The sequence below is a fragment of the Pseudoalteromonas sp. Angola-4 genome, assembly GCF_028599265.1.
GTDB lineage: Bacteria > Pseudomonadota > Gammaproteobacteria > Enterobacterales > Alteromonadaceae > Pseudoalteromonas > Pseudoalteromonas atlantica.
On sequence record NZ_JAQREK010000016.1, the window covers coordinates 23957 to 48981 of the forward strand.

General features: G+C 41.6%; 25 protein-coding genes and 1 riboswitch. Of the genes, 10 read left to right on the forward strand and 15 right to left on the reverse strand.

What is annotated here, in order from left to right; all coding sequences use genetic code 11:
• Window positions 1–83: 83 nt before the first annotated feature.
• Window positions 84–782, reverse strand: coding sequence for a tRNA1(Val) (adenine(37)-N6)-methyltransferase (locus PSH48_RS16190; RefSeq protein ID WP_273611875.1), 699 nt, complete (start codon window positions 780–782; stop codon window positions 84–86).
• A 76-nt stretch (window positions 783–858) separates the two neighbouring features.
• Between PSH48_RS16190 and srmB the strand changes: the two genes are divergently transcribed.
• Both srmB and PSH48_RS16200 read left to right on the forward strand, forming a co-directional pair.
• Window positions 859–2088, forward strand: coding sequence for an ATP-dependent RNA helicase SrmB (srmB, locus tag PSH48_RS16195; protein ID WP_004587997.1), 1230 nt, complete (start codon window positions 859–861; stop codon window positions 2086–2088).
• Window positions 2089–2317: 229 nt separating this feature from the next.
• On the forward strand, window positions 2318–2638 hold the full coding sequence (locus tag PSH48_RS16200; protein ID WP_004587996.1) for a BON domain-containing protein: 321 nt from the start codon (window positions 2318–2320) through the stop codon (window positions 2636–2638).
• An 807-nt stretch (window positions 2639–3445) separates the two neighbouring features.
• On the opposite strand, the gene PSH48_RS16205 is transcribed toward PSH48_RS16200, so the two are convergent.
• On the reverse strand, window positions 3446–4402 hold the full coding sequence (locus PSH48_RS16205) for a mechanosensitive ion channel family protein (RefSeq protein ID WP_273611876.1): 957 nt from the start codon (window positions 4400–4402) through the stop codon (window positions 3446–3448).
• A 123-nt stretch (window positions 4403–4525) separates the two neighbouring features.
• Window positions 4526–5305 carry a peroxide stress protein YaaA gene (gene yaaA, locus PSH48_RS16210; protein WP_273611877.1) on the reverse strand — a complete coding sequence of 260 codons (780 nt, stop codon included), beginning with the start codon at window positions 5303–5305 and terminating at the stop codon, window positions 4526–4528.
• A 254-nt stretch (window positions 5306–5559) separates the two neighbouring features.
• Between yaaA and tal the strand changes: the two genes are divergently transcribed.
• Entirely contained in the window at window positions 5560–6510 is a 951-nt protein-coding gene (gene tal, locus PSH48_RS16215; protein ID WP_054983753.1) for a transaldolase, read from the forward strand.
• A gap of 305 nt (window positions 6511–6815) precedes the next feature.
• Window positions 6816–7004 carry a DUF3545 family protein gene (locus PSH48_RS16220; protein ID WP_004587992.1) on the forward strand — a complete coding sequence of 63 codons (189 nt, stop codon included), beginning with the start codon at window positions 6816–6818 and terminating at the stop codon, window positions 7002–7004.
• A 180-nt stretch (window positions 7005–7184) separates the two neighbouring features.
• On the opposite strand, the gene ung is transcribed toward PSH48_RS16220, so the two are convergent.
• The 8 genes from ung to PSH48_RS16260 form a co-directional block, all read right to left on the reverse strand.
• Window positions 7185–7847 carry a uracil-DNA glycosylase gene (gene ung / locus PSH48_RS16225; protein WP_154945553.1) on the reverse strand — a complete coding sequence of 221 codons (663 nt, stop codon included), beginning with the start codon at window positions 7845–7847 and terminating at the stop codon, window positions 7185–7187.
• Entirely contained in the window at window positions 7844–8704 is an 861-nt protein-coding gene (locus PSH48_RS16230; RefSeq protein WP_273611878.1) for a cobalamin-binding protein, read from the reverse strand. The genes ung and PSH48_RS16230 overlap by 4 nt, the downstream gene beginning before the upstream one ends.
• Window positions 8704–9303, reverse strand: coding sequence for a cob(I)yrinic acid a,c-diamide adenosyltransferase (gene cobO, locus PSH48_RS16235; RefSeq protein ID WP_273611879.1), 600 nt, complete (start codon window positions 9301–9303; stop codon window positions 8704–8706). Before cobO ends, PSH48_RS16230 begins: the two co-directional genes overlap by 1 nt.
• The gene (locus PSH48_RS16240) at window positions 9287–10777 is read right to left on the reverse strand and encodes a cobyric acid synthase (protein ID WP_273611880.1); all 1491 of its coding nucleotides are present in this window, start codon (window positions 10775–10777) and stop codon (window positions 9287–9289) included. Before PSH48_RS16240 ends, cobO begins: the two co-directional genes overlap by 17 nt.
• 5 nt (window positions 10778–10782) lie before the next feature.
• Window positions 10783–11787, reverse strand: a complete 1005-nt coding sequence (locus PSH48_RS16245) for a FecCD family ABC transporter permease (protein ID WP_273611881.1) — start codon at window positions 11785–11787, stop codon at window positions 10783–10785.
• Between the two features lie 4 nt (window positions 11788–11791).
• Window positions 11792–12601, reverse strand: a complete 810-nt coding sequence (locus PSH48_RS16250; RefSeq protein ID WP_273611882.1) for an ABC transporter ATP-binding protein — start codon at window positions 12599–12601, stop codon at window positions 11792–11794.
• A 68-nt stretch (window positions 12602–12669) separates the two neighbouring features.
• Window positions 12670–12800: riboswitch (cobalamin riboswitch) on the reverse strand.
• A 99-nt stretch (window positions 12801–12899) separates the two neighbouring features.
• Complete coding sequence (locus PSH48_RS16255) at window positions 12900–13832, reverse strand: porin (protein WP_064385689.1); 933 nt, start codon at window positions 13830–13832, stop codon at window positions 12900–12902.
• A 198-nt stretch (window positions 13833–14030) separates the two neighbouring features.
• Complete coding sequence (locus PSH48_RS16260; RefSeq protein WP_004587984.1) at window positions 14031–14900, reverse strand: LysR family transcriptional regulator; 870 nt, start codon at window positions 14898–14900, stop codon at window positions 14031–14033.
• Window positions 14901–14990: 90 nt separating this feature from the next.
• On the opposite strand from PSH48_RS16260, the gene PSH48_RS16265 reads away from it, so the two are divergent.
• The gene (locus PSH48_RS16265; protein WP_004587983.1) at window positions 14991–15365 is read left to right on the forward strand and encodes a DUF413 domain-containing protein; all 375 of its coding nucleotides are present in this window, start codon (window positions 14991–14993) and stop codon (window positions 15363–15365) included.
• Between the two features lie 87 nt (window positions 15366–15452).
• Window positions 15453–16688 (forward strand): response regulator, encoded by a 1236-nt coding sequence (locus tag PSH48_RS16270; protein ID WP_054983768.1) that lies wholly within the window; start codon window positions 15453–15455, stop codon window positions 16686–16688.
• Window positions 16689–16740: 52 nt separating this feature from the next.
• Here the strand turns inward: PSH48_RS16270 and rarD are convergent, their stop codons facing one another.
• Both rarD and PSH48_RS16280 read right to left on the reverse strand, forming a co-directional pair.
• Window positions 16741–17658: an EamA family transporter RarD gene (rarD, locus tag PSH48_RS16275; protein ID WP_273611883.1), complete on the reverse strand. Its 918-nt coding sequence runs from the start codon at window positions 17656–17658 to the stop codon at window positions 16741–16743.
• 130 nt (window positions 17659–17788) lie between these two features.
• Window positions 17789–18244, reverse strand: a complete 456-nt coding sequence (locus PSH48_RS16280) for a thioesterase family protein (protein WP_004587980.1) — start codon at window positions 18242–18244, stop codon at window positions 17789–17791.
• A 134-nt stretch (window positions 18245–18378) separates the two neighbouring features.
• Between PSH48_RS16280 and recQ the strand changes: the two genes are divergently transcribed.
• The 4 genes from recQ (at window position 18379) to PSH48_RS16300 (ending at window position 22993) form a co-directional block, all read left to right on the forward strand.
• Window positions 18379–20202: a DNA helicase RecQ gene (gene recQ, locus PSH48_RS16285; protein WP_004587979.1), complete on the forward strand. Its 1824-nt coding sequence runs from the start codon at window positions 18379–18381 to the stop codon at window positions 20200–20202.
• Between the two features lie 7 nt (window positions 20203–20209).
• Entirely contained in the window at window positions 20210–20494 is a 285-nt protein-coding gene (locus PSH48_RS16290; RefSeq protein WP_029772370.1) for a DUF3630 family protein, read from the forward strand.
• A gap of 146 nt (window positions 20495–20640) precedes the next feature.
• The gene (locus PSH48_RS16295) at window positions 20641–22350 is read left to right on the forward strand and encodes a POTRA domain-containing protein (RefSeq protein WP_024031559.1); all 1710 of its coding nucleotides are present in this window, start codon (window positions 20641–20643) and stop codon (window positions 22348–22350) included.
• Window positions 22351–22420: 70 nt separating this feature from the next.
• Window positions 22421–22993, forward strand: a complete 573-nt coding sequence (locus tag PSH48_RS16300; protein WP_273611884.1) for a mechanosensitive ion channel domain-containing protein — start codon at window positions 22421–22423, stop codon at window positions 22991–22993.
• A 74-nt stretch (window positions 22994–23067) separates the two neighbouring features.
• Here PSH48_RS16300 and PSH48_RS16305 read toward each other — a convergent pair whose 3' ends face one another.
• Together PSH48_RS16305 and rimK are read right to left on the reverse strand one after the other, a co-directional pair.
• Window positions 23068–24126 (reverse strand): succinylglutamate desuccinylase/aspartoacylase family protein, encoded by a 1059-nt coding sequence (locus PSH48_RS16305; RefSeq protein WP_024031557.1) that lies wholly within the window; start codon window positions 24124–24126, stop codon window positions 23068–23070.
• Window positions 24113–25018, reverse strand: a complete 906-nt coding sequence (rimK, locus tag PSH48_RS16310) for a 30S ribosomal protein S6--L-glutamate ligase (protein WP_004587974.1) — start codon at window positions 25016–25018, stop codon at window positions 24113–24115. The genes PSH48_RS16305 and rimK overlap by 14 nt, the downstream gene beginning before the upstream one ends.
• Window positions 25019–25025: the final 7 nt, after the last annotated feature.

The window sequence follows — 25025 nt, forward strand, 5'->3', positions numbered from 1 at the left end:
GAGAGTTGCTCAAATAAAAACTGAATACGTATGCATAATGGGTAAACTATCCTTTATTACTAGATAATTACCTGCCTTAAAAATTACATTTTCAAGTAAAACGCTTTACATAACGCAATATAATCATCGCTGTAGCGGTTGTTGTCATCTTTTATGCATAGGGAGGTAAGTTCAGGCAAAGTGTTTACTAAGCTAAAGCGCATCAAACTGCGGCTAAATGCTTTACTTGGTGTGGTTTTTACTTGGCAATGCGCGTTTAAATAAAGCCCGTTTTGTGTTGCCAGTTCAATGAATAAGCCCGCCTCCGTGGTGGGTAAAATCACGTTAAAGCACGAATGCTCATGACTTAAACGCATATAGGCATGTATTAGTTCGTCAAAACTTAAACCATCGGTATGGCGTGCGGTGTTACGGGCATCGCTTAGCCCTTTTAAACTGCGGTTAAAATAAGGGGGGTTAGAAATCACAACATCAAATGGCGCCGCCTGTTTAAACGCTTGTATAGTGGTGTGCTTTACTGTGATATTTGGCCACGGGCTAGAGGCTATATTTTGCTGCGCTTGCTTGTAAGCAGCTTCATCAATTTCAACAGCGGTTATGCTAAGTGCTGGTTGGCGCTGTTTACACATAAGCGCAAGTAAACCGGTGCCTGTGCCTATATCGAGTAATGTGTTGGCACCTTTTAAATACGCCCATGCGCCAAGTAAAATGCCATCGGTTGAGACCTTCATAGCACAGCTATCGTGCTCAACCTTAAATTGTTTAAACGTAAACCCTGACATTTTTTCACCTTTTCATTCACCAACTGACGTATAGCGCGTATAATTGCAGGTAATTGTCCCTTATTTTAGACACTCTATGCAATTTTCTGAATTTGATCTTGATACTAAACTACTCAACGCCATTGATAAAATGGGCTACGAGACACCAACCAGCATTCAACAACAAGCTATTCCTGAAGCGCTGCAAGGTCGCGATATTTTAGCATCAGCACCTACTGGCACAGGTAAAACGGCGGCATTTTTAATTCCGGCTATTCAATACTTAATGGATTTTCCGCGTCGCGACCCAGGTTTTGCACGTGTGTTAATAATGACCCCAACCCGTGAACTGGCTTATCAAATTCATGAGCAGTGTGAACTGCTTGCTAAAGGCACTCACCTTAAAATTGGTGTAGTAACAGGTGGTATAAACTACGGCACCCATAAAGAAATTTTTGAAAACAATAATGATATTTTAATCGCCACACCAGGGCGTTTAATGGAATATCTTGAAACCGAAAATTTCCATGCTGAAAACGTAGAAATGCTTATTCTTGATGAAGCCGACCGCATGCTAGACATGGGCTTTAGAAAAGAAATGCTGCGCATATGTGACGAAGCTAAAAACCGTCGTCAGTGCTTTTTATTCTCTGCGACTCTAGAAGGCGATAGCGTTGAGTTATTTGCTGAGCGTATTTTAAACGACCCAGCTTTACTTGAAGCTGAATCGTCACGCAAAGAAAAAGCAAAAATTCATCAATGGGTTCACCTTGCTGATGATTACCACCACAAGCTTGAGCTGTTGGTTAATACCCTAAACGGCCCAGATGTAAGTAAAGCCATTGTGTTTGTAAAAACCCGTGAGCGCCTAGAAACGCTAATTGGTGAGCTAACTAACAATGGCGTAAAAGCCGCGTGGCTGCGTGGCGAAATGCCGCAAGATAAGCGCATGAAAGCGATGGAAAATTTCCACAGTGGCAAAACGCGCATATTAATAGCAACCGATGTTGCGGCCCGCGGTATTGATGTTTCTGACATTAGCCACGTAATTAACTTTGATATGCCGCGCACTGCCGATGTCTATGTACACCGTATAGGCCGTACTGGCCGTGCGGGTAAAAAAGGGATCGCTATATCATTAGTTGAAGCGCACGACATTGGCATTTTATACAAGGTTGAGCGATACACAGAGCAAAAACTTAAGCGCCGTATAATTAAAGGGCTTGAGCCACAGCATAAAGAAGCTAAGCCACCCGCTAAAAAGCGTAAAGATCCGGTAAAAATGAAAGCTAAGAAAAAAGCCAAAGCTAAAATTAAAAAGAAATAGCACACCATAAATAAACAAGCCGGCAGTTGCCGGCTTTTTTGTACCCGTTACAAATGTAACCCAAGCATGTAACTCATTCCCATTAAAATGTAATTATTGCCCACCTGAATTCTCACTTAATAAAATAACCTTATATTTCAATAAATTAAAACTGGCATCGAAATTGTAACTGAGAAAGTAACTCAGCTAAGAATAGCTGCACGATTAACCGTAATGTAAGGATGAAGTTATGAACCGCTTTAAGTTAACTATCGCTTTAGTATCATTTTGTTGTTTATTTTTATTAGCTTGCGCTACAAAAGTAAGTGCAGCAACTAACTTAGCCGTAGTAAGCAGTGTGGCTACTCAACCTAACTTACAACAAACAATCACCAATACGTTACGTACTAACCCAAACTTAGCATTAAGCGATATTCGCGTGCAGGTTGAAGACGGTGAAGTTGACCTATACGGTGAAGCGCAAACAGGTTTTCAGCGTGCACTTGCGCAAAAGTTTTTAGAAAATATGGATGGCGTTAAAATTATCCGTAATAAAATTAGTGTTATCTGATACAGCATTACAATATTTGTTTATATAACTTATTCCTCTGCGTGGCTTGTTTCTCCAACACAAGCCGCGCTTTTTTATGCTTAACAGCACACTTTAGTATCTAAACTTCTAGCTTTAGCTCCCCTATTAAAAAATAGAGCAAACACTTAGCCGCCCTTTTCCACCCTTTTAAATTAGTGACTTACTACAGCTTTGATAAAAGAATGCTATAACAAGGCTGTAAAGTTCATATAATCAGCGCATTTTTAATACCGTTGGCAACCTACAAGTGTTTGCTAATCAACCTCACCATGAATAGCAGTTAATAATATATGGCTTAACGCATGCAAATGCCCCATCACTTACACAAGGAAGCTAATACATGAAATGGTTTATTTACTACTGCTAAACCCTCTTATTGGCCATGCAGAGGAAGCTATATTTAGCTTTGCTGCAGATGTGTCTGTATCCGGCTTTTTAGCCCAGAAATTAGTGAAATAGATATTATAAAAGTCTTTGCTGATTTGGCAGGATTAAAAGTAGGCGACAAGGTAATAGAGCTAGATAGCTGCCCTATTCCAGATTGCCCTGCTGAGGTTACAAAAAAATCGATGACAAAAAACAGTGGTGAAACGCTTTTACTACTAATCAAAAAAACTCGATGGCAGCGAAAAGCAAATAAGTATTAACTTAAAATAAATTGATTAAAAGTATAGTTAAATTTAACCCGACTTAGCGCTTTGAAATTACTAGCAGCGCACTTTTTATGTAAAAATGCGCTGCTAGTGGGTAACTATTACTGGGCTAGTTTAAACCTGTATTAGTCGCTCATTCGCTTTGATTTGAACCCGTATTACTCCCGCCTTGTTGTTTGGGTGACTGTTGGTTTATTTTATCGCTTATCATGGCATCGAGCTTTTCACCGCCTTTAATGCCAAAATCTAACGTACGTATTGGGAATGGAATACTTATATCTGCAGCATCAAGCGCTTGTTTAACAGCGACTACGCCTTTATGGCGTACTGTCATAAAGTCTGGCTCGCCTGGGTATTTTATCCAAAACCACACCAGTAAATTAATACTACTGTCGCCAAAACCTTCTGCGTACACAGCGGTTTCATCTCTGCGTATTACAAAGTCAAACTCGTTAATTTTATCAACGATAACTTCTTTGGCTTTTTCAATGTCGTCGCCGTATGAAATACCCACCGGTACCTCTATGCGCCTGACGCCTAACGTGGTGTAATTTTTTAACACATTTCTAAATAATACCTTGTTAGGTACCAGTATTAACTGCCCGTAAAAGCTCTCTATTAGCGTGTTACGCAGGTTTATAGAATGTACCGAGCCAAATACGTCGTCGGTTTCAATTACATCACCCGCTTTAAATGGCTTGCGTATCCCCATAGCAATACCGGCAATTAAGTTCTCGGTCATGTCTTGAAAAGCAAAGCCAATGGCTAAACCCACAATACCCGCACCCGCTAGTAACGATGTGACTGTGCCTTTTAACCCCATAAAATCTAAAGCGATAAATAGGCCCACACATAACACAATAACCTTAAAAATAGACGCCATTAAATCAGCAATTTGCTTAGAGTCGAGTGAGCGCCTTAATAGGTTTTTCATTAGCTGGCCGGCAAAGCGCGCTATTATTGAAAATACAATGGCTATCACCACTGCCACAATAAAGTTTGGGATGTGGCTTATTACTACATCAAACCACCCTCCGAGTTTTTCTTCGATGAGTTTTTCGGCTTCGGCTACTGAAGGTATGCTGATCATATTTTTACACCTATCTATTTTTTATCTCATTAATAGTAGGTGAAGTTAGCAAGTTTAGCGCCAGCATAAAAAAAGCCATGCAATGCATGGCTTTTTAACTCATTGTTTGCTGAGTATAAACGCTTAGTTTTGCTCGTCGCGCATAAATACAGGCTCAAGATCTTTAGTGGTTGCTTCAGGGCTAAAGTAATAACCCGCCACAGTAAACTCTTTTAATTGGCTAAGCTGTGTTACCTGGTTTTCTATAATGTAACGGGCCATCATGCCGCGCGCTTTTTTAGCGTAAAAGCTAATTACCTTATATTGACCATTTTTGCAGTCTTTAAAATGCGGGGTAATAATTTGCGCATTGAGTGCTTTTTTATCTACTGCTTTAAAGTACTCGTTTGAAGCAAGATTAACGAGGTATTGTGCGTCTTGCGCTTTTAATTCCTCGTTTAGTTTATTAGCAATAATGCTGCCCCAAAATTCATACAAATTTTTCCCGCGAGGGTTATCAAGCCTAGTGCCCATTTCTAGGCGGTAAGCTTGCATTAAATCAAGCGGCTTTAATAAGCCGTATAAACCCGAAAGTATACGTAAATGGCTTTGCGCATAATCGAGGTTAGCGGCAGTGAGTGTTGCGGCATCTAAACCACCGTACACATCGCCGTTAAAGGCTAGTACCGCTTGTTTAGCATTACTTTGTGTAAATGGTTGCGACCATTCGCTAAAGCGCGCAGCGTTAAGCCCTGCAAGCTTATCGCTAATTTTCATTAGGCTGCCAATTTGCGCTGGAGTTAGTTCACGGCATACTTTCATGAGCTCTTCGCTGTGCTCTAGTAATTCAGGTTGAGTGAACTTATCTGTTGCGGGTGGCGTTTCGTAATCAAGATTTTTTGCTGGTGAAATAACAGTGATCATAGTTAGCTATTGACTTGTAATTTATTTAATGTCAATTTCAACATTAAATGAGACGAAAAGCACGTTTTGTTTATAAAATACCATTGAAAATTAATCGCAATGGCCTAAATCCTACCTTAATAAATCATGCATCGTCGTTTTTCTATTGATAAGGACATAAGACCTATCAAGCATTGTCACACTGTTGCAGTATTGAATACTTATATTAAGGTAGTTTAGATTTTCTTTTAACTTGCTTGGAATGAGGAAGGCAAATGACTAGCGCTCTACAAAGGCTAAAACAACATTCATCTATCGTAGCCGACACTGGCGATATTGAAGCGATCAAAAAGCATCAACCAGAAGATGCAACCACAAACCCGTCGCTTTTATTAAAAGCGAGCGAGATTGAAGCTTACAAGCCTTATTTAGATAAAGCTTGGAGCTATGCAAAAGAAACAGAGCAAGATGCAGCTAAACAGCTTGAACTTGCATGTGACTACTTTGCCGTATTAATTGGTAAAGAAATTAGCGAAATTGTACCTGGTTATATTTCTACTGAAGTAGATGCTCGTTTATCATTCGACACCCAAGCAACTATTGATAAAGCACATACCCTGCTTAGCCTTTATGAAAAAGAAGGTGTAAGCAAAGACAAAATTTTAATCAAAGTTGCGTCTACATGGGAAGGCATTAAAGCGGCCGAACAGCTAGAAAAAGAAGGGACTAAATGTAACCTGACTTTATTATTTAGCGATGCTCAAGCGCGTGCATGTGCTGATGCAAATGTATTTCTAATCTCGCCATTTGTTGGCCGTATTTTAGATTGGCACGTAGCAAATGGTATGGAAAAACCAACCGATCCGCTACAAGATCCAGGTGTTCAATCTGTACGTAGCATTTTTGAGTTTTATAAACGCCATGATTACAAAACCGTTGTTATGGGCGCAAGCTTCCGTAACACTGGCGAAATTATTGCGCTTACAGGTTGTGACAAGCTAACAATTAGCCCTAACCTACTAGAAGACTTAGGCAATTTAGAAGGCGCAGAAGAATACTTACTACAAAGTGATATTCCTAAAGAGCCAAAGCCTGCCCCTCTTACTGAGTCACAGTTCCGTTGGTTACATAACCAAGATGCAATGGCAACTGAAAAACTAGCTGAAGGTATCCGCTCATTCGCAGATGCACAAGAGCAGCTAGAAGCACGTTTTAAAGCAATGTAATACGCGCTAATTATGTATTAAACGCCGCACCTGCGGCGTTTTTTTATGCCCTTAATATAATCCGCACTGCTTTATACTAACCTGCCACAGCATGTACCATTGCCTACACAGCTAAATAACTCACTTTTAGTATTTTTTTATTTATTTTTTCTATCTAAAAATAGCGCGTTCAATAAAGCTAGTTAGTATTAAACTTCATCAACGCATCACATACTTGTAACAAATTCGTCACTTTTTTATTCTATTTTAGCTAGGCCTGTGGTATAGGTATTCTCGAGGTTCACTAAAATCAATAGGAGATAGTCATGGATAGCCTAAACGATATATTAGAGATATTAGAAGGTCCTGATACAACAAGAAAAACCTCTCAAAAGAATAAAAAAAGAAAGTGGCGCGAGATTGAGGCCATAAAAGACAAACAACGGTTACGTAAAGAACTACAGGAGTTAGACTTTTTTACAGACAGCATTGAAATTGATGAGCTAGATTTTTAATTTCAAACTCATTGCGCTCAATTAGGCAATTTATTTTGCGGCAGGAAAACCGTATCGATAGTAAAGCTAACGCCAGGTTTTACCCCTTCAAAATAATTGATAATTATTGCGCATGGGCATTAATACACAATAACTAAGCAAAAGGCTTTCATGATACGAAAGCCTTTTTTAATATATCAATTAAACCTGCCAGTTAATGGGCTTATCGCCTTGGGCTTGTAATAACTTATTTGTTTGTGAAAAGTGCTTACAGCCAAAAAAACCACGATGCGCAGAAAGCGGCGATGGGTGAGGCCCTTTTAAAATATGATGGCGAGCGCTGTTAATATTTTTACCTTTTTTTTGCGCATGAGCGCCCCATAAAATAAACACCACTCCTTTGCAGTGTGCATTTATATGGGCTATCACGTTATCGGTAAATTGCTCCCACCCTAAATGTTTATGTGAATGCGCTTGGCCTTGCTCAACCGTGAGTACTGTATTGAGTAAAAACACGCCCTGCTCTGCCCAGCTTTGTAAGTAGCCATGGTCTGGTATTTCAAAACCGGGAATATCCGTTGCCAATTCTTTGTACATATTTTTTAGCGACGGCGGTAACTTTTTAACCTCTGGCAACACAGAAAAACATAAGCCATGGGCTTGGCCTTCTCCGTGGTATGGGTCTTGGCCTAAAATAACTACGCGAATATTGTTAAGGGCTGTCGCTTCAAAGGCGCTAAATACTTGCTCTTTGGGTGGGTACACAGCAACACCTTCGACACGGCGTTTTGCTACATAATCTAATGTTTGCTGCATATAAGGTTGCTGTAATTCATATTCTAAAAAGGCTGGCCAATCGCTCATTGTATACTCTTAATTTGTTTGCGTGATGCATCTATTTTATCACACATATTTGCCAGTCCATCTAGCATGCGCGGTGTAAAACGATGTAATAAATCGGCATTTACACGTATAAATTGGTTATGTTTTACAGCGGGGACTTCTGGCCATTTTTGCCAATTAATTTTAGGTTGTGGCTTATCGGCTTGCTCATCAGGAATAATAATAATCTGTGGTTTTTTAATCACCACGTTTTCAATACTTATTTGCGGGTAGTCGGTTGGGCTGTGTGCAAATACATTGCTTACATGACATGTTTCAATAAGCTGGTTTATCCATGTGTTTTCACTTACCGTCATCATAGGCTCTGGCCATAATTGATAAAAACCAGTTAATATTTTTTTGCTTTGCTGCTGCTTTTTAATTTTTTTGAGCTTAGTAATAAATGCGTTTGCTACTTGCTTGCTTTGCTCAATACGCCCTGTAAATTTTCCAAAAGCAATCAGCTCGTTTGCAACTTCTTCTATTTTTTTGGGATCACTTAAATGTACTTTTATACCAAGGCGTTTAATTTGTTCTAAATCTTCACTTTGATTACCGCTTTTCCAACCAATCACTAAATCGGGTTTTAGCGCTAATAATTTTTCAAGAGAAATACCATAGTAACCACCAATGCGCTCAATACTTTTAGCTTCATTTGGGTAGTCAGCGTAATCAACAGTGCCAACAATATTACTTCCCGCACCTATAGCAAATAGGTTTTCTACTATATGCGGTGCAAGTGCTACAACGCGCAGTTTATCTGGCGCAGCTGTATCACTGGCCACGGCACTGCCCCCTGAACACAATAACAGCAGTGCAGTAAAAAACGCTTTATACATTAGTAATCAAACCCTTCTAGTGCTTTTATACCCGAGTCGAAGGCGTGTTTAACATTGCGCACTTCGCTTACTGTATCGGCAAGGTCTGTTAACGTGCGGTGCGCTGCGCGACCTGTAATAATAACCGATTGCATGGGAGGGCGATTATTTAGCGCGTTTACTATCTCATCTAAATCAATATAACCGTAAGTCACCATGTAGGTAAGTTCATCAAGTAATACTAAATCAATACTGCTATCTGCAAGCATACGCTTTGACTCTTGCCACGTTGCTTGCGCGGCTGCGGTGTCGGCCTCTTTATTTTGCGTATCCCATGTAAAACCGGTATTCATAACGGCAAATTCAACCCCTGCGCCTTGTAATAAGTTACGCTCTCCACACTCCCATGTGCCTTTAATGAACTGACAAACAGCGGCTTTTTTACCATGCCCTACGCAGCGAGCAACCACACCAAAGCCTGAGGTAGATTTACCTTTACCATTACCCGTAATTACCTGAAATATCCCTTTAACATCTTGCGCATCAGCCACGCGTGCATCTACCTGCTCTTTTACTTTTTGTTGGCGCTGCTGGTGCTTATCGTTATTTGTATCCGTCATTATTATCTCCTTCATAAATCGATATAATCTGTTGCATGTTCAAATGCGCCTCGCACATAGTGGCCAAGCGCTCTAGTTGTTGCTCGCGGTGCGCTACAATACTCACAGGTTGTATGGTTGCATCGCTTTTTACCCACTTTAAAATTTGCAGTGTGGCAGCGGGTTCATCAAACAAGCCGTGTAAATAAGTACCAGCAATGGCATTGTCGTCACTAATAAAGCCATCGTTTTCAAACCCATGAGGGTGCGCGTTAAACGTTAAAAATGGCTTATTAAGTGCTGCGCCTTCACTAATGCCGGCATGAATTTCGTAGCCGCTACACGGTGTTTGCAAATCATTTAACTGCATAGCCGCCGTTACTTTAGTGAGTACTTTTTGGGTGCTAAGTGTGGTTTCAAAATCGCATAGGGCAAGCCCCGTTACTTGCTTTAATGACGACTCGACTCCGCTGGGATCATTTATGGTATACCCCAACATTTGCATACCACCACAGATACCAAGTACTTTGCCACCATAGCGTAAGTGGCGCTTTATTTGCGTATCCCAGCCTTCATTTTTTACAAAACTTAAATCACCCAGCACGTTTTTACTGCCAGGAATAATAATCAGATCAACCGGTGGGATCGCGCGTGTGTGGCGTACATAATTTATATTAATATTTGGGTGCAGCCGCAATGCATCAAAATCGGTATGGTTACTAATATGCGGCAATAAAAGCACGGCTATATTAATGGTGGCAGTCGTCACCGTGTTATCTATTGCTACAGCATCTTCGGCATCAAGTGCTAAATCATGCAAATAAGGCAGCACTCCAAGCACTGGTTTTTTTGTGTAGCGCTCAAGCCAATCTAGCCCACTTTGTAGCAAGCTTATATCGCCTCTAAAGCGGTTTATAACAAAGCCTTTTACGCGCGCTTGCTCGGATTCGCTTAATAACGCAAGTGTGCCCACTAAATGCGCAAACACACCGCCTTTGTCTATATCGGCAATAATAATGACGGGGCAATCTACCGCTTCTGCGTAACCCATATTGGCAATATCGTTCTCGCGTAGGTTTATTTCTGCGGGGCTGCCTGCGCCCTCAACCAATAATAAATCAAACTGCTTTGCTAGGCGTTTATGCGAGGCAAGCACTGCATCCATCGCAACCTGTTTATAGTTATGATAAGCCCCTGCCTCCATATTACTAATGGCTTTTCCATGTATAATGACTTGTGCCCCCGTATCACTATTGGGTTTGAGCAATATGGGGTTAAAGTCGTTTTGAGGCTCTACTTTAGCGGCTATGGCTTGCAAAGCTTGCGCGCGGCCTATTTCGCCCCCCTCTTTTGTAACCGCGCTATTAAGCGCCATATTTTGCGGTTTAAAAGGCGCGACCTTTACACCTTGCTTTGCAAACACTCTACAAAGCGCAGCGACTAAGGTGCTTTTTCCGGCATCTGACGTAGTGCCTTGAATCATTAAGGTTTTCATCAGCACTATGCCTTTGTTTTTCTAAAAAAGAGTAAGCTTAAAAAAAATACGCTACCCATGGCTGCTGTAATTACCCCTACAGGGAGCTCTTGGTTTTTAAGTAATGAGCGCGAAAGCACGTCAACCCACACCATAAACGTGCCGCCCACTAAGCTGGTAATTAGTAAGCCAGCAGTACTGCCCTGAGATATAAAAAAGCGCACTATGTGCGGCACCATTAAACCTACAAAGCCAATACCGCCACATAGGGCCACCAGCGCGGCCGTTATTAACGAGCTCAATACCAACATTAAAATTCTAAAACGGTGCACACGGACCCCAAGCGTTATCGCGCTTTCATCGCCAAGAAGCAGCGCATTTAACTGCCTTTTAAAGCTCAGCATAAAGCTAATACACACCACTATAACCACGCATGGCAACCATAACGTGGCCCATTGTGCGCGGGCAAAGCTACCTAACGTCCAAAACAAAATACCAGCCACTGCTTGCGGGTCACTCCAATACAGCAATAAACTTGTAAATGCGCTAAATAAAAACGACAGTGCCACCCCCGCTAGCAACATAGACTCTACTTGCGTGCTTTTTTGCCGCCCAGCAATAAGTATCAATAAGCCCATTGCTAAAAAGCTCCCTAATAAGGCAGCAGCCGATAACATAAACCCTGCACTAATACCCGCAACGGCCATAAGCAGTACTACCCCAAACGACGCGCCTGACGATATGCCAAATAAATACGGATCAGCGAGCGGGTTACGAGTAACCGTTTGTAAAATAAGCCCTGCAATAGCCAAACCTGCACCCGCCATAAAGGCAAGTAAGGTACGAGGTAACCTAAGCTCATAAATAATACGCGCGTTAAACGAGCCCTCCCCTGCTGATAAAATCCCTGTGAGCACATCACTTAACGGCGTATCTGCGGCGCCAAAACTCAGTGCGCTAAAAAGGCTACCCAGTGCAATTAATACGGCTGCTATAAATATTGTCCACTGGTTTATTTTTGTTATATCCATTTAATTAATAGCCATAAAAGTAAGTAATATGAGGAATAGTTTGACCATTTTCTGTGCGTTGAGGGTGGCTAGTTACGCGCGCACATACCCCAAAAACATCCGCTAGCATGTCCTCACTAAGTACCTGCGCAGGCGAACCTGTATGTGTTATTTTACCTTTATTAATAACCACCAGCTCATCGCACATAGCGGCTGCTAAATTTAAATCATGAAATGAGGCAAACACAGTAACCCCTAGCGATTTTGCCAGTTCCATCACTTGTATTTGGTATTTAACATCTAAATGGCTGGTTGGCTCATCCATGATGAGTAATTGCGGTTGCTGCACTATAGCGCGGGCAATCAATGCACGTTGCTTTTCGCCCCCCGAAAGCGACTCAAAATTTTGCTTACACTGTTGCTCAAGCCCTACGGTTTTTATTGCCTGTGTAATTTTTTGTTTGTCGCTGTGGGTGGTGGCGCTAAATAATGACTTATGAGGTGTAAGCCCAAGGGCAACCACATCAAATAATGTTAGGTTAAATTGCGCAGGCGTTTCTTGTAGAACTACAGCAACATATTTTGCGTAGTCTTCACTTTTAAGCTGCCAAATATCCTGCTGATTAAAGGTAACGTTACCAGCGGTGGGTTTATTAAAGCGATACAAACAGCGCAGTAAGCTCGACTTACCCGCCCCATTTGGGCCAATTAACCCAATAAACTTACCCTTAGCTATGTTTAAATTAATATTGTTTAAAATGGTGTGATCATCGACTTCCCACGACACATTTTGAACGTTTAATAAGGGTGTATTTGGCGCTAATGTAGTTTGCAAAAGTGAGTCCTTGGAAAGCGTGCACTCACTAACACACAGCTAAAAGACTAGTGCATCAATAAAAATGAGTTTACCCGCTCGTTAAAAAGTATACCAATCTAGAACTTCTCATGCTGATTGATATGTCTCATTTGTATCTGACTTAAAGCGTGGTGCTAATTACAGTTACGGGAATAGTTGAGGAATTTCACCCCATTCCAAATGAGGGTCTATTATGGGCGGGTAAGTAAATAATTTAAAGCAAAAAAAAACCGCGCTCATTAGAGCGCGGTTAATAAAGGGAGTGTTTAAGCAACGCTTAAAACTTGTATTCCATACCTAGGCCAACGTAGTCTTGGTCAACATTGTTGTCCATATCAAAGCTTGAGTAAAAACCAAATACTTTAATGTTTTTATTAAACTTATGATCAACACCTACAGAAACTGCCGTTTTGTCGTCGCTGTCATCAAAGTCCATTGCTTGGTATTGCACTTTAAACGTGTTTTTACCCATGCTGTAGGCTGCGTTTAATAAATAGCCGTCAGCTTCTGCGCTACCGTCTACTTTTTCTTGAGTTTGGTACATAGCGCCTAATTTAAAGCTCTCTACTTTACCTTGAATTGACGCACGCACTACATCGTAGCCATTTACTTCGCTATCGGCTGCAACCGAGGCGTATACCGCACTCTTTTTAAGTGCAGAGTCACCGTAAGTAACCGCCATTGAATAGCCGTTATCTGCATCTACGTCATCTTCGGCAACAAATGTAGCAAGTACTTTAAAGCCTTCGTAGCTTTTAGATGTATAAGTGATTGAATCACCTAAGCGGTTTTCACCTTTAAAGACATTTTTAATATCGCCTTCAAGGTCATTAAATAAATCTAACTTACCTTGCGATTGTTTAAGCGCTGTATCGTTACGACCCACAACAACTTGACCATATGCACCTTTTAAACCTACATACTGGTTACGTGCAGAAATATTGTCGTCGTTATCACCTTTAGAGTCAGCATCAGATACATCAACTTGAAACTCAAACTTATAAACCGCTTCTAATCCATCAGTAATCTTTTCAGACCCTTTTAGTCCAAAGCGAGATGCATTACTTTTAATTTCAGTGAAAGACCCTTCGCCATCATCAGACGATTGCACAGTAACATTCGCTTTACCGTATACATCAACGTCTGCAAACGCGCTAAAAGATAAACCACTTACTAGTGCAACACATAAGCTCGATTTTACAAAATTCATGTTATTTCCTCGATAATCACAAGACTAATTTTTAAAACAGCTGCAGTTTGTCACCGTTAAATGACAGATATATTACAAAGGAAACATTTTTGTCTTTTTATTTTAATAAAAGTGTCTAAATTCTGAAAACAAACCGACATGAATATTTAATAAACAAAATTGTACCTATTCAACCTCATTAAAAATCATAGTCGGTATTTAGTGTTCATCAACAGGCTGATAAGCATTTATTTTAGGTAATAAGTTAATCAGGGTTTCTATTAACTCTTTTTGTTCGTTGTCTCTGTGGTAAGCCACAAAAATATCACGCGAAGTATGTTCTACGTCTTTTACATGAAACAGCTCACCCTTTTCTAGGTGAGACTCAACAAGTACCTCAGGAATAAACGCGCTACCACCACACTGAAGAATTAAATCAAGGGCAATACGTCCCGTACTGGTTCTAAAATAAGGCGGCGTTTTACCGGTAAATTGGCGCGCATGCCATAGTGAAAACGTAGTACCCCAATCAACGTATACATATTGGTTATCAAAAAAGTTCTCGTTAGTGGCCGTGTCATAGCCACTAACCGGAATAATTGGCAGCTCGCAAATTCGCTCAACCACAAGCTCGTCTACTTTAGGGGGGTCAAATAAAATGGCTAAATCAAGCGTACGCTCTAATAATAACCGCGTGCTTTCTTGTTGGGCTTTAACCTCTGCGACCAACGACACCCCAGGCATAGCCGACACAATATTAGTAATGCCAAATTGTAAAAACGCATCCCATATATTAGGCGTACCCGCTAAACTTATTTGCTTGTGCATGTTATCGGCAAGTGCCACATCGACTTTGGCACGCTGCATGCCGGTGATGATCATTTTAGCGTGCGGAAGCAATCGCTCTCCTGGCGCCGTTAATTGAATATTGTTACGCTGGCGAATAAACAAGTTTACACCCAACCCCTGCTCTAACTGGCGAATTCGAAAGCTTACTGCCGATTGAGTGATATACAGGTTTTCAGCCGCTTTACCAAAGTGACGCGTGCGCACAACCTCTACAAATGTTTTTAATAAATCTATATCCAATTTTTTATCCTCACGATAAAAATAACTTGTTTAATAAATTGTCAAACTTGCATCATACTCCAGCAATAAACAGGGTATGAGGATACAGTTATGAGCAACGATATTTCACTACTTCGCCAAGCGTTTGTTAGCCAACGTCAATTTTATGATGATCAAAACTTTCCTCGCGGGTTTAGCCGCAGCGGAAACTTCACCTTATTAGAAGCCAGCATATTAGAGCAACACGGCGTTGTACTAAAAGGCCTTTATAATAAAACTTTAGCACCCCAAAATACGCTACAAGAGCAATTTGTTGACGTAGTTTGTGGCAGTAAAGAACCTACAAACCCAATCGAAAAAGCCTGGGTTAAATATTTAAAACTAACAACCTGTAAAACCAAGTTTCATACACTTTTTGGCCGTTCAAAAATGTCAGGGCCGGTACCAATAAGCCAAGACGATTATAGCGAATCAGATAGCGTATAAGCCTCTAAGATATTTGCTTTTTTGCGTTTTAACAGTTACAACTTGTATAAGCAAATACTTTTGCAAAATATCAAACAAGGTTGTTACGTGACGCGAAAAATACTCATAGTTGAAGATACGCCTACTATAGCGCGTGTGCAAAAGCATATCGCGCTTAAAGCAGGTTACGAAGTAGATATAGCCGAGTCTTTAGCGGCAACAAAAGAGCTAATAAAACACAATAGCTACTTTTGCGCTGTTGTTGATTTTATCCTTCCCGATGCTCCTGCGGGTGAGGCGGTTCCGTATACTATTAATGCCGACATTCCCACCATAGTAATGACAGGCAATATAGATAAACAAACTCGCGACACGGTAGAAAAATACCCAATAATTGATTACATAATCAAAGAAAACAAACAAGCTTACCAATACCTAGAAAAACAACTAAGCCGTTTACCACGAAACGAGAACGTAAAAGTGCTGGTCGTCGACGACTCAACCTCTACCCGTAGATACATTTGTAGTTTACTAAAGCGCCATAAGTATCAAATACTCGAAGCTAAGGACGGCAAAGACGCGCTAGAAGTACTTGAAAGCCAAAAAGACGTGTCTGTTATTATTACCGATAACGAAATGCCAAACATGAATGGTGATGAGCTATGCGCCGAAATTCGCCGGCTTTACAGTAATGATGAAAAAGCCATTATCGGTATTTCAGGTGCTGACTCGTCAGCATTATCGAGCCTATTTTTAAAAAATGGTGCCAACGACTACCTCCATAAACCCTTTAACAGCGAAGAGTTTTACTGCCGACTAAGTCAAAACGTCGACATGCTTGAGCAAATCGCAACAATCAAACGCCAAGCAAATACTGACTACTTAACAAACCTGCCTAATCGACGCTACTTTTTTGAAGAGTCGAGCAAGTCTCTCAAGTATTTAAAAAAATCGAATCAAGATGGCGCACTCGCCATGCTTGATATAGACCATTTTAAATCGATTAACGATACATACGGTCACGATTCAGGCGATGAGGTTCTCAAAGGGTTGGCGGTGTGTTTTAAAAAGTACTTTGAAAAGCAGCTAGTCGCTCGTTTAGGCGGTGAAGAATTTGCCGTTTACTTTACTGATGCAACCACAGCGCAAGCGCTAAAACGCCTTGAAGGATTTAGGCAATTTATAGAGCTTAATAGCCAAGAGTTTAGCCAAGAAAAAATTAAATTTACAATTTCTATTGGTTTTGCAAGCGGCCCTATTTACCAAATAGATGAGTTACTTAAACAGGCCGATTTAAAGCTATATGATGCAAAAGAAACCGGCCGTAATAAAGTAATAAGCTAAACCTTAACGCTGCTTTATAGCAACTTGTTTAAACTATTATTGCGCATAGGTATTAAACTTCGGCGGCGGTAACAGCCGCTTTTTTACGCTTACGCGATTGATGATAAGAGTCCCAGGTAAATATAGCCAGTGCACTCCAAATACAGGCAAACGTAATCACCCGCTCTGCATCAAATACTTCATCGTAAAACACCACAGCAAGCATAAACATTAAACTTGGCCCTATGTACTGAAAAAAGCCTAATGTTGTGTACTGCAAACGCTTGGCCGCTCCGGTAAAGCAAAGCAGCGGCAACGTAGTAATAATACCGGCACTAATTAACAGCGCATTGGTATGCCAATCGTTTAGGGCTAAGTCGGAAGTAGGCGTTGGTGCCATTACCCACCAGTAAATTAATGCAACCGGCAGTAAAATTAGGGCTTCGAGTAAAATGCCTGGCAGCGCTTCAACAGGTAACTTTTTACGCAGTAAGCCATAAATAGCAAAAGACGTGGCAAGCGAAAACGCCACCACCGGAAACGAGCCAAAACTGACCAATTGCAATACTACGCCCGCAAAGGCTAAAAACACTGCAAACCCTTGTAACTTTCGCAGCCGCTCGCCTAAAAATAGCATGCCCAACAGCACATTAAGTAATGGGTTTATGTAATACCCTAAACTGGCATCGAGCATATAGTTATTATTAACCGCCCAAATAAACAGCCCCCAATTAAAACCCAATATAGAGGAGGTAAGTACTAACATTAAAATAATTTTTGGCTGGGCAACTATGCGCTTAACCTTATCCCAGTATTTAAGCACACTGACCACAAGCACTAAAAAAACCACAGACCAGACAACACGGTGAGTTAAAATTTCAAAAGCAGAAACATGTTGTATTTGTTTAAAATAAATAGGCGCTAAGCCCCACATTAAAAAAGCTAAACAGGCAAAAATACCGCCTTTACGCTGCTCGTTTGCAATCGACATACATACTACTTATTCATACTAAAAGGCCGACAGTTTATACCAATTCGCGCTATTAAGTGATTTATTTTGCGGTAACTAAAGCTCAGCGTAAGGCAAAGCTTTTTATTTTAGCCGTGCGTAATTAGCAGCTTTAACCTACTAAATACGTACCTGTACCAAAGGCGATTTGGATTGCCTTTTCGTTGTGTAGCTCCATTCTACATACACACACTTTATTTCCAGAGCGGATCAAAGTAGCACTGGCTGTAAATGTCTCCCCTTTGCCAGGGCGCAAATAATCTGTGCGCAAATCAATAGTGCCTAAGGTAGCCAGCTTTTGCTGAACGCTAGGGATATCGAGCTCGGTTAATTTATCAATAACACTGGCTGCTGCAAGCATGCCGCCCACATTATCGAGCACCGCCGATATAATACCGCCGTGAAGAATTTTTTGCGCAGGATTGCCTATAAATACATCCTGCCAGGGAAAGGTAATTTTAGCTTGCTCAGGGCTGAGCGACTCTACCGAGATATTTAAAAACTGATTAAATGGCATGCCATTTACAAACAGTGCGCCAACTTGTTCAATTAACATTTCTTTATTCATTATTATTCTCTATGTTTAAATTAACACTGGTACGATGAGTTAAGCATACCTGAAGCAAAACCACGAGGCACTAATTAAATCATTTACCTCTAAGCTAAAGACATCCTATTAAAAAAACACTAAAATAGCCGCCGATGAATACTCTAACCCCTACACCTAGCACATTGGTCCGCAAGCCCGACACGGTTCTTAAACAAGTGTTTGGCTACAGCGAGTTTCGTGATGGCCAAAAAGCGGTGATCGACGCGGCCATTAATGGCCAAGACTCTTTGGTACTACTGCCTACAGGCGGCGGTAAATCAGTGTGTTACCAAGTACCAGCGTTAGTGCTCGAAGGGGTTACTGTGGTAATCTCACCGCTTATCTCGCTCATGCAAGACCAAGTAACGCAACTGCAAGCATTAGGTGTTAAAGCCGCTTACATTAATAATAGCTTGGCTCGCGAAGAGCAACAATTAGTGTACCAACAATTGCACCAAGGGCTAATAAAATTACTGTATGTTGCCCCTGAAAAAGTGCTTCAGCATGAATTTACCGAGCGACTCAGCCACTTAAATATCAGCTTATTTGCAATTGACGAAGCACATTGTGTATCGCATTGGGGGCATGACTTTAGACCTCATTACTTTAGATTAAATGAGCTTAAGCAGCGCTTTCCCCATGTACCTATGATGGCACTGACCGCCACGGCCGATAAAGCGACCCGCTTTGATATAGTTGAGCAATTAAAATTACAACAGCCCTATATACATACCGGCAGCTTCGACAGACCGAATATTCGTTACACCATCGAAGAAAAGTTCAAGCCCATGGCGCAACTACTGCGCTATTTAAAAGAGCAAAAAAATCAAAGTGGCATTATTTACTGCACTAGCCGTAAGCGCGTTGATGACATTGCCGAAAAACTCGCTGATGCAGGTTTAAATGCCGCCGCGTACCATGCTGGCATGAGCAACGAGCAGCGCCAATTTGTGCAAACCGGGTTTGCCCGTGACGACATTCAAATAGTCGTTGCGACCGTTGCCTTTGGTATGGGCATAAATAAACCAAATGTGCGTTTTGTTCTGCATTACGATATTCCAAAAAGTATTGAAGCCTACTATCAAGAAACCGGCCGCGCTGGGCGTGATGGCTTAGCCGCAGAAGCCATTATGTATTTTGATCCCGCCGATATAGGCCGCGTTAGGCGCTTTTTTGAAGACATAGACGATGAACAACGCCGCCGCGTAGAAGAACAACGCTTTAATGCCATGGCCAGCTTTGCCGAGGCGCAAACATGCCGCCGGCAAATACTATTAAACTACTTTAGCGAGTATAAACGCGAGCAATGTGGCAACTGCGATATTTGCATTAACCCACCAAAAAGCTTTGATGGCACATTAGTAGCGCAACAAGCGCTTTCGTGTGTGTATCGAGCTGGGCAGCGTTTTGGCTTAGGCTATATTGTAGAATTATTACGCGGGGCTAATACCAGCCGCATACGCGACAACAACCACCACGAACTCAGCACCTATGGCATAGGCAAAGACAAAAGCAGTGAATTTTGGCTCAGTATATTACGCCAACTTATACACCAAGGCTTGTTAAGCCAAGATATTACCCAAGGCGCCTCGCTGCGCTTAACCGAAGCAGCACGCGCAGTGCTTAAAAGTGAATACGCTCTACAGCTTGCCGAGCCGCGCTTACAAGCTAAACACGTATACCAAGATAAACTGGCGCAGTTTAACTACGACAAAAAACTATTTGCCCGCTTACGGGCTCTGCGTAAAGAACTCGCTGATGCCGACGATGTACCGCCGTACGTTGTATTTAACGATAAAACCTTAGCCGAAATGGCGCAATTAATGCCCACCAACGACAGCGAATTTTTAAAGGTATCGGGCGTTGGCTTTACCAAACTCAATAAATATGGCGGCGAATTTTTAACGGCCATTCGTAATTACCTTGCTAGCAATTAAGTAAACTATGACCCAAATTGAATACAATCACGCCCATAAATGCATTGTTATAAGCCCGGTAGAAGCCCCACACGATGAAGACTTTGAGCTGTGGAGCACGCTGTTTTTACACGCAGATGAAATAACAATTATTGACTACGCAGGGGGTGCTGACCGTCATCAATTGCGCTTTAGCTATCAACAGCAAACCTTTAATTTAAATTTTGAACACTACAGCGAAAGTATTTGGATTAATGGCGAAGGCCAAGAAGCCGAGCATTTATTAGCAGCCCTTGCTTTTTACTTAAGCTAAAACGCCTCGCATATGCACTAATTAACAAAGGTGCGTAACGGTAACAATTAATTAGTTTCAAAATCCATACCTTTTACTTACATTGTAATAACAATGATGTAAGCTGATATTACGACTCATATTTGCAGTAGTATTGAAGAGGTTGAATGGTGAATAGAAAATGGATTGCACACTGTTGTATAAGCTTAGCCCTTGTAAGCTTTAGTGCGCCTAAGGCCTTTGCACAACAACCACCCAATAAAACTAACACCTGCTCCGCTGTGCAAACTCACTCTGACAAAAGCAATAATTTACGCCGTGAGGTTGAAGATAAAACCACACTGATTAATAGTCGCAGCGACGCCCAAATAACCTCAATTACCCTTAAACAACTTAACGTTTTTAATACCGAACTGGAGGAGGAAAATAACGCGCTTTTTCGTTTTGCCAACCGCGCGCATATTCAAACCGAGCCAGACGTTATTAGTAATATTTTGTTATTTAAACAAGGCGATAATTACAATGCCAGAAAGCTCGCTGAGTCAGAGCGCTTATTACGCCAACAAAACTATTTATATGATGCGCAAATAAGCGCGGTTGAAAACTGCGACGGCAACGTAGATGTAACGGTGGTAACTCGCGATTTATGGACCTTACTACCTGAAATAAGCTTTAGCCGCAGCGGTGGCGAAAATAAATCGAGCATTGGCTTTCGCGAGTCCAATTTACTGGGTTGGGGCAAGCGCTTGTCGTTTTCACGTACTACCGACAGCGATCGTAATGGTTATTTATTTGTTTATGACGATCCTAATATATTATCTAGCCGGTATCGCGGGCGCTTAGAGTATGCCGACAACAGCGACGGTAAACGCCACTTATTAGAGCTAACCTATCCGTTTTACGCCATAGATACACCTTATAGCTATGGTATTAAAAGCTTTTCTGAACAGCGAGAAGAGTCGTTGTATCGCCGTGGTGATGAATACAGCGAGTTTGATCAAACAACCGATTTTTTTAGCGCTTTTTTAGGCCACTCTAAAGCATTATCTGATAGCTGGACACAGCGCTTAACGCTTGGCTATGTAAACCAAAAAGACAGCTTTGCAGAAATAGAAACAACCTTTGCTCCCTTGGCCAAAAACAGACAACTAAGTTACCCCTATGTGAGTGGTCATTGGTTTGAAGACAGTTATATAAAAGTGCGTAATTTTGACAGTATTTCGCGCACCGAAGATTTAAATTTAGGGTGGAATATTAAAGCCCTATTAGGCTACTCAGATGAGTCACTAAGTAATGATGACAGCAGAGCCGTGTATTCGTTAAAAGCTAAAAAAGCGCACTTTACTACCGACAGAACGCTGTGGCGTTTTAGTGCTCAAGTGGATGGTTATTGGAATAAAGAGCAAAAACAACTAGAAAACTTTTTAGCCACCAGCGAAGTGCAGTACTACTTAAATACCAGCGAAAACCAATCTTGGTTTGTTAAAGCCCGTGCTCAGTATGCTAAAAACCTAACCGCCGATAAGCAGCTAACACTTGGCGGCGAAACGGGCCTTCGTGGCTACCCTATGGATTACCAGCATGGCGACCGAAGCTTTTTAGTCAGCTTAGAAAAACGCTATTACTGGGAGTACGATTTACTGCAGCTATTTAAAGTAGGTGCAGCGGGCTTTGTTGATGTTGGCCGCGCTTGGTTTAACGATGAAGACAACGGCGAGAACGATCATGTTTTAAAAAATGTTGGTGTGGGTTTGCGTTTAGCACCTAGCAGAGCAAACTCTGGCACCATGATCCACCTTGATATTGCCGCCCCGCTTGATAGCTACGACGATGTTGATTCGGTGCAGTGGCTCGTAAGTGTTAAAAACACCTTTTAAATAGCGAGCAATAAACGAAAGCGTTACACTAGCGCTTTAAATTTTCCTAAAAAAAGTACGGGATCACACTTTGGAATTGTTTGCACTTTTAGAGCTAATGGGTACGCAATATAAATTGATTGTTACCCTTATGGCCATTTTACTTTTTCCTCTTTTATTAAAAGTCACTAAAAAGTTGCTCGAAAAAGCCATAAAAGGAAAAGTAGATGTTCATCGTAAATTTAGAGCGGAGCTGTTATTAAAAATAATACTCGCGTTTGTAGTACTGTGCTTAGTGCTTATATTTTGGGGTATAGAGCTGCGCGGGCTATTAGTTTTGGGCTCATCATTATTTGCTATGCTCGGGGTCGCTTTATTTGCCGCTTGGTCACTGCTTAGTAACCTTACCGCTTTTTTACTCATGTTTATTCAAAATGGTTTTCATGTGGGAAATTGGGTGCGTATTGTTGATGGCGCAAACCATATAGAAGGGCGCATTGTCGAATTAGGTTTGATGAACGTGCTACTTGAGCATGTGGATGGGCACCGAGTTGTTTACCCTAACAACCTGTTTGTGACACGCCCGGTTATGGTATTAAATAAAGAACCTAAGCCTACAAAGGCACCGGTAATAAAACGGATTATTGGCCTTAAAAAGACATAGTTTAAAAAGTCATATCCGCAAAAAAGCCGCAGTAAGGCAAACCTCACTGCGGCTTTTTAGTAGCTAACATAGTGCTAATTATTTAGCTCAGCTGTTTTAAGCTCTTCATCTAAATCATTTATTTCGTCAATAAAATGCTCTAATTGCTGTTCTACTAAGCTGTTATCATTTGCAAAGTAAGCAAGGTGGAATACCGCATCCCCTTCATTTACTAATGGCATAGTTTGCTGGCCTATCACAATACCGCCCTTAGGCGCTAAAAGCTCAAGCTCGGCATCACCTAATGGGCTACTTATGTACGCCAGCACTTGGCCTTTTTCTACATGTTCACCTAGCGATACTTGCGCACGCACAATGCCATCTACCTCAGCGCGTATCCAACTTGTAGACCCTGCAATAATAGGATCGGGCAGTTTTTTAGGACGCTTGCCGCGGATCATTTTTAAATGCCGCATCACATAATCCACACCCTGCACACCTGCTGCAATGGCAATAGGGTCAAAGCGTAGGGCTTCACCAGCTTCGTAAGTAATAACCGGTATACCTAAATTAGCGGCTTCACTACGTAATGAGCCATTACGAAGGGATGCATTTATAACCGCTGGCGTACCGAATGCTTTAGCCATATCAGCGGTTGCTTCATCATCTAAGTTAGCGCGTATTTGCGGTAAGTTAGTACGGTGAATAGCCCCCGTATGTAAATCAATAATGTGGGTACAATGTACCGCCACCTGATTAAAAAACATATGTGCCATACGCCCAGCAAGCGATCCGCGCTCAGAGCCCGGAAAGCTGCGGTTCATATCACGTCTATCGGGTAAATAACGTGATTTATGAATAAAGCCAAACACATTAACAATTGGCACAGCAATTATGGTTCCGCGCAGTTGGCTTGCATCTATTTTTGAGAGCAGCTGGCGTACAACTTCTACACCATTTAGCTCATCACCATGAATAGCGGCACACACCATCAGCACTGGGCCTTCCATTACACCATTAACCACTTCAATAGGAATATTAAGCGGTGAATGGGTGTAAAGTTTAGCAGCCTCTAAAGCAAGGGTTTTACGCTCGCCCACGCCAACACTTTCACCTAATAAGGTAAAAGGACGATTAATTTTAACCTTTGCCACGGGTTGCGGTTCCTTTAATAGCAGCATTTTTTTCGATGAAATCAATCACCATACCGGCAATATCTTTACCTGTTGCCACTTCAATCCCTTCAAGGCCTGGAGAAGAGTTTACTTCCATTACCAACGGCCCACGAGATGAGCGAAGTAAATCAACGCCCGCTACATTTAAGCCCATTGCTTTTGCTGCAGCAACGGCGGTTTTACGCTCTTCTGGGGTAATGCGTACTAATGTAGCGCTACCACCACGGTGAAGGTTTGAGCGAAACTCGCCTTCTTGCGCTTGGCGCTTCATGGCCGCTATTACTTTATCGCCAAGTACAAAACAACGAATATCGGCTCCGCCGGCTTCTTTAATGTATTCTTGAACCATAATATTGGCTTTTAAACCCATAAACGCTTCAATAACACTTTCAGCCGCTTTGCGTGTTTCAGCAAGTACAACACCGATGCCTTGTGTGCCTTCAAGTAATTTAATAACCACCGGAGCACCGCCTACCATTTCTAGTAAGTCTTTAACGTCATCTGGTTTGCTGGCAAAACCGGTTACCGGCATGCCTACGCCTTTACGTGATAACAGCTGAAGTGAGCGTAATTTATCGCGCGAACGAGAAATAGCCACCGATTCGTTAACAGGATAAACCCCCATCATTTCGAACTGACGTAAAACAGAGCAACCATAAAACGTCACCGATGCACCAATGCGTGGAACAATGGCGTCAAAATCTTTTAAATTTTCACCACGGTAGTGAATTTCTGGCTGTTCTGAGTTTATATTCATATAGCAACGAAGCGCATCAATCACCTTTACCTCGTGACCGCGTGCCTCTGCCGCTTCAATTAAGCGACGCGTTGAATACAAATTTCTGTTGCGAGATAAAATACCAATTTTCATAGTTAAA

Excerpts from the sequence above, each read along its gene's own strand:
- recQ (WP_004587979.1), top strand. The coding sequence starts at position 18,379 with ATGAATACTCTAACCCCTACACCTAGCACATTGGTCCGCAAGCCCGAC.
- PSH48_RS16230 (WP_273611878.1), bottom strand. The coding sequence starts at position 8,704 with ATGTATAAAGCGTTTTTTACTGCACTGCTGTTATTGTGTTCAGGGGGC.
- cobO (WP_273611879.1), bottom strand. The coding sequence starts at position 9,303 with ATGACGGATACAAATAACGATAAGCACCAGCAGCGCCAACAAAAAGTA.
- PSH48_RS16290 (WP_029772370.1), top strand. The coding sequence starts at position 20,210 with ATGACCCAAATTGAATACAATCACGCCCATAAATGCATTGTTATAAGC.
- PSH48_RS16245 (WP_273611881.1), bottom strand. The coding sequence starts at position 11,787 with ATGGATATAACAAAAATAAACCAGTGGACAATATTTATAGCAGCCGTA.
- PSH48_RS16205 (WP_273611876.1), bottom strand. The coding sequence starts at position 4,402 with ATGATCAGCATACCTTCAGTAGCCGAAGCCGAAAAACTCATCGAAGAA.
- rarD (WP_273611883.1), bottom strand. The coding sequence starts at position 17,658 with ATGTCGATTGCAAACGAGCAGCGTAAAGGCGGTATTTTTGCCTGTTTA.
- srmB (WP_004587997.1), top strand. The coding sequence starts at position 859 with ATGCAATTTTCTGAATTTGATCTTGATACTAAACTACTCAACGCCATT.
- PSH48_RS16255 (WP_064385689.1), bottom strand. The coding sequence starts at position 13,832 with ATGAATTTTGTAAAATCGAGCTTATGTGTTGCACTAGTAAGTGGTTTA.
- tal (WP_054983753.1), top strand. The coding sequence starts at position 5,560 with ATGACTAGCGCTCTACAAAGGCTAAAACAACATTCATCTATCGTAGCC.
- yaaA (WP_273611877.1), bottom strand. The coding sequence starts at position 5,305 with ATGATCACTGTTATTTCACCAGCAAAAAATCTTGATTACGAAACGCCA.
- PSH48_RS16240 (WP_273611880.1), bottom strand. The coding sequence starts at position 10,777 with ATGAAAACCTTAATGATTCAAGGCACTACGTCAGATGCCGGAAAAAGC.
- rimK (WP_004587974.1), bottom strand. The coding sequence starts at position 25,018 with ATGAAAATTGGTATTTTATCTCGCAACAGAAATTTGTATTCAACGCGT.
- PSH48_RS16220 (WP_004587992.1), top strand. The coding sequence starts at position 6,816 with ATGGATAGCCTAAACGATATATTAGAGATATTAGAAGGTCCTGATACA.
- PSH48_RS16280 (WP_004587980.1), bottom strand. The coding sequence starts at position 18,244 with ATGAATAAAGAAATGTTAATTGAACAAGTTGGCGCACTGTTTGTAAAT.
- PSH48_RS16200 (WP_004587996.1), top strand. The coding sequence starts at position 2,318 with ATGAACCGCTTTAAGTTAACTATCGCTTTAGTATCATTTTGTTGTTTA.
- PSH48_RS16295 (WP_024031559.1), top strand. The coding sequence starts at position 20,641 with ATGGTGAATAGAAAATGGATTGCACACTGTTGTATAAGCTTAGCCCTT.
- PSH48_RS16265 (WP_004587983.1), top strand. The coding sequence starts at position 14,991 with ATGAGCAACGATATTTCACTACTTCGCCAAGCGTTTGTTAGCCAACGT.
- PSH48_RS16190 (WP_273611875.1), bottom strand. The coding sequence starts at position 782 with ATGTCAGGGTTTACGTTTAAACAATTTAAGGTTGAGCACGATAGCTGT.
- ung (WP_154945553.1), bottom strand. The coding sequence starts at position 7,847 with ATGAGCGATTGGCCAGCCTTTTTAGAATATGAATTACAGCAACCTTAT.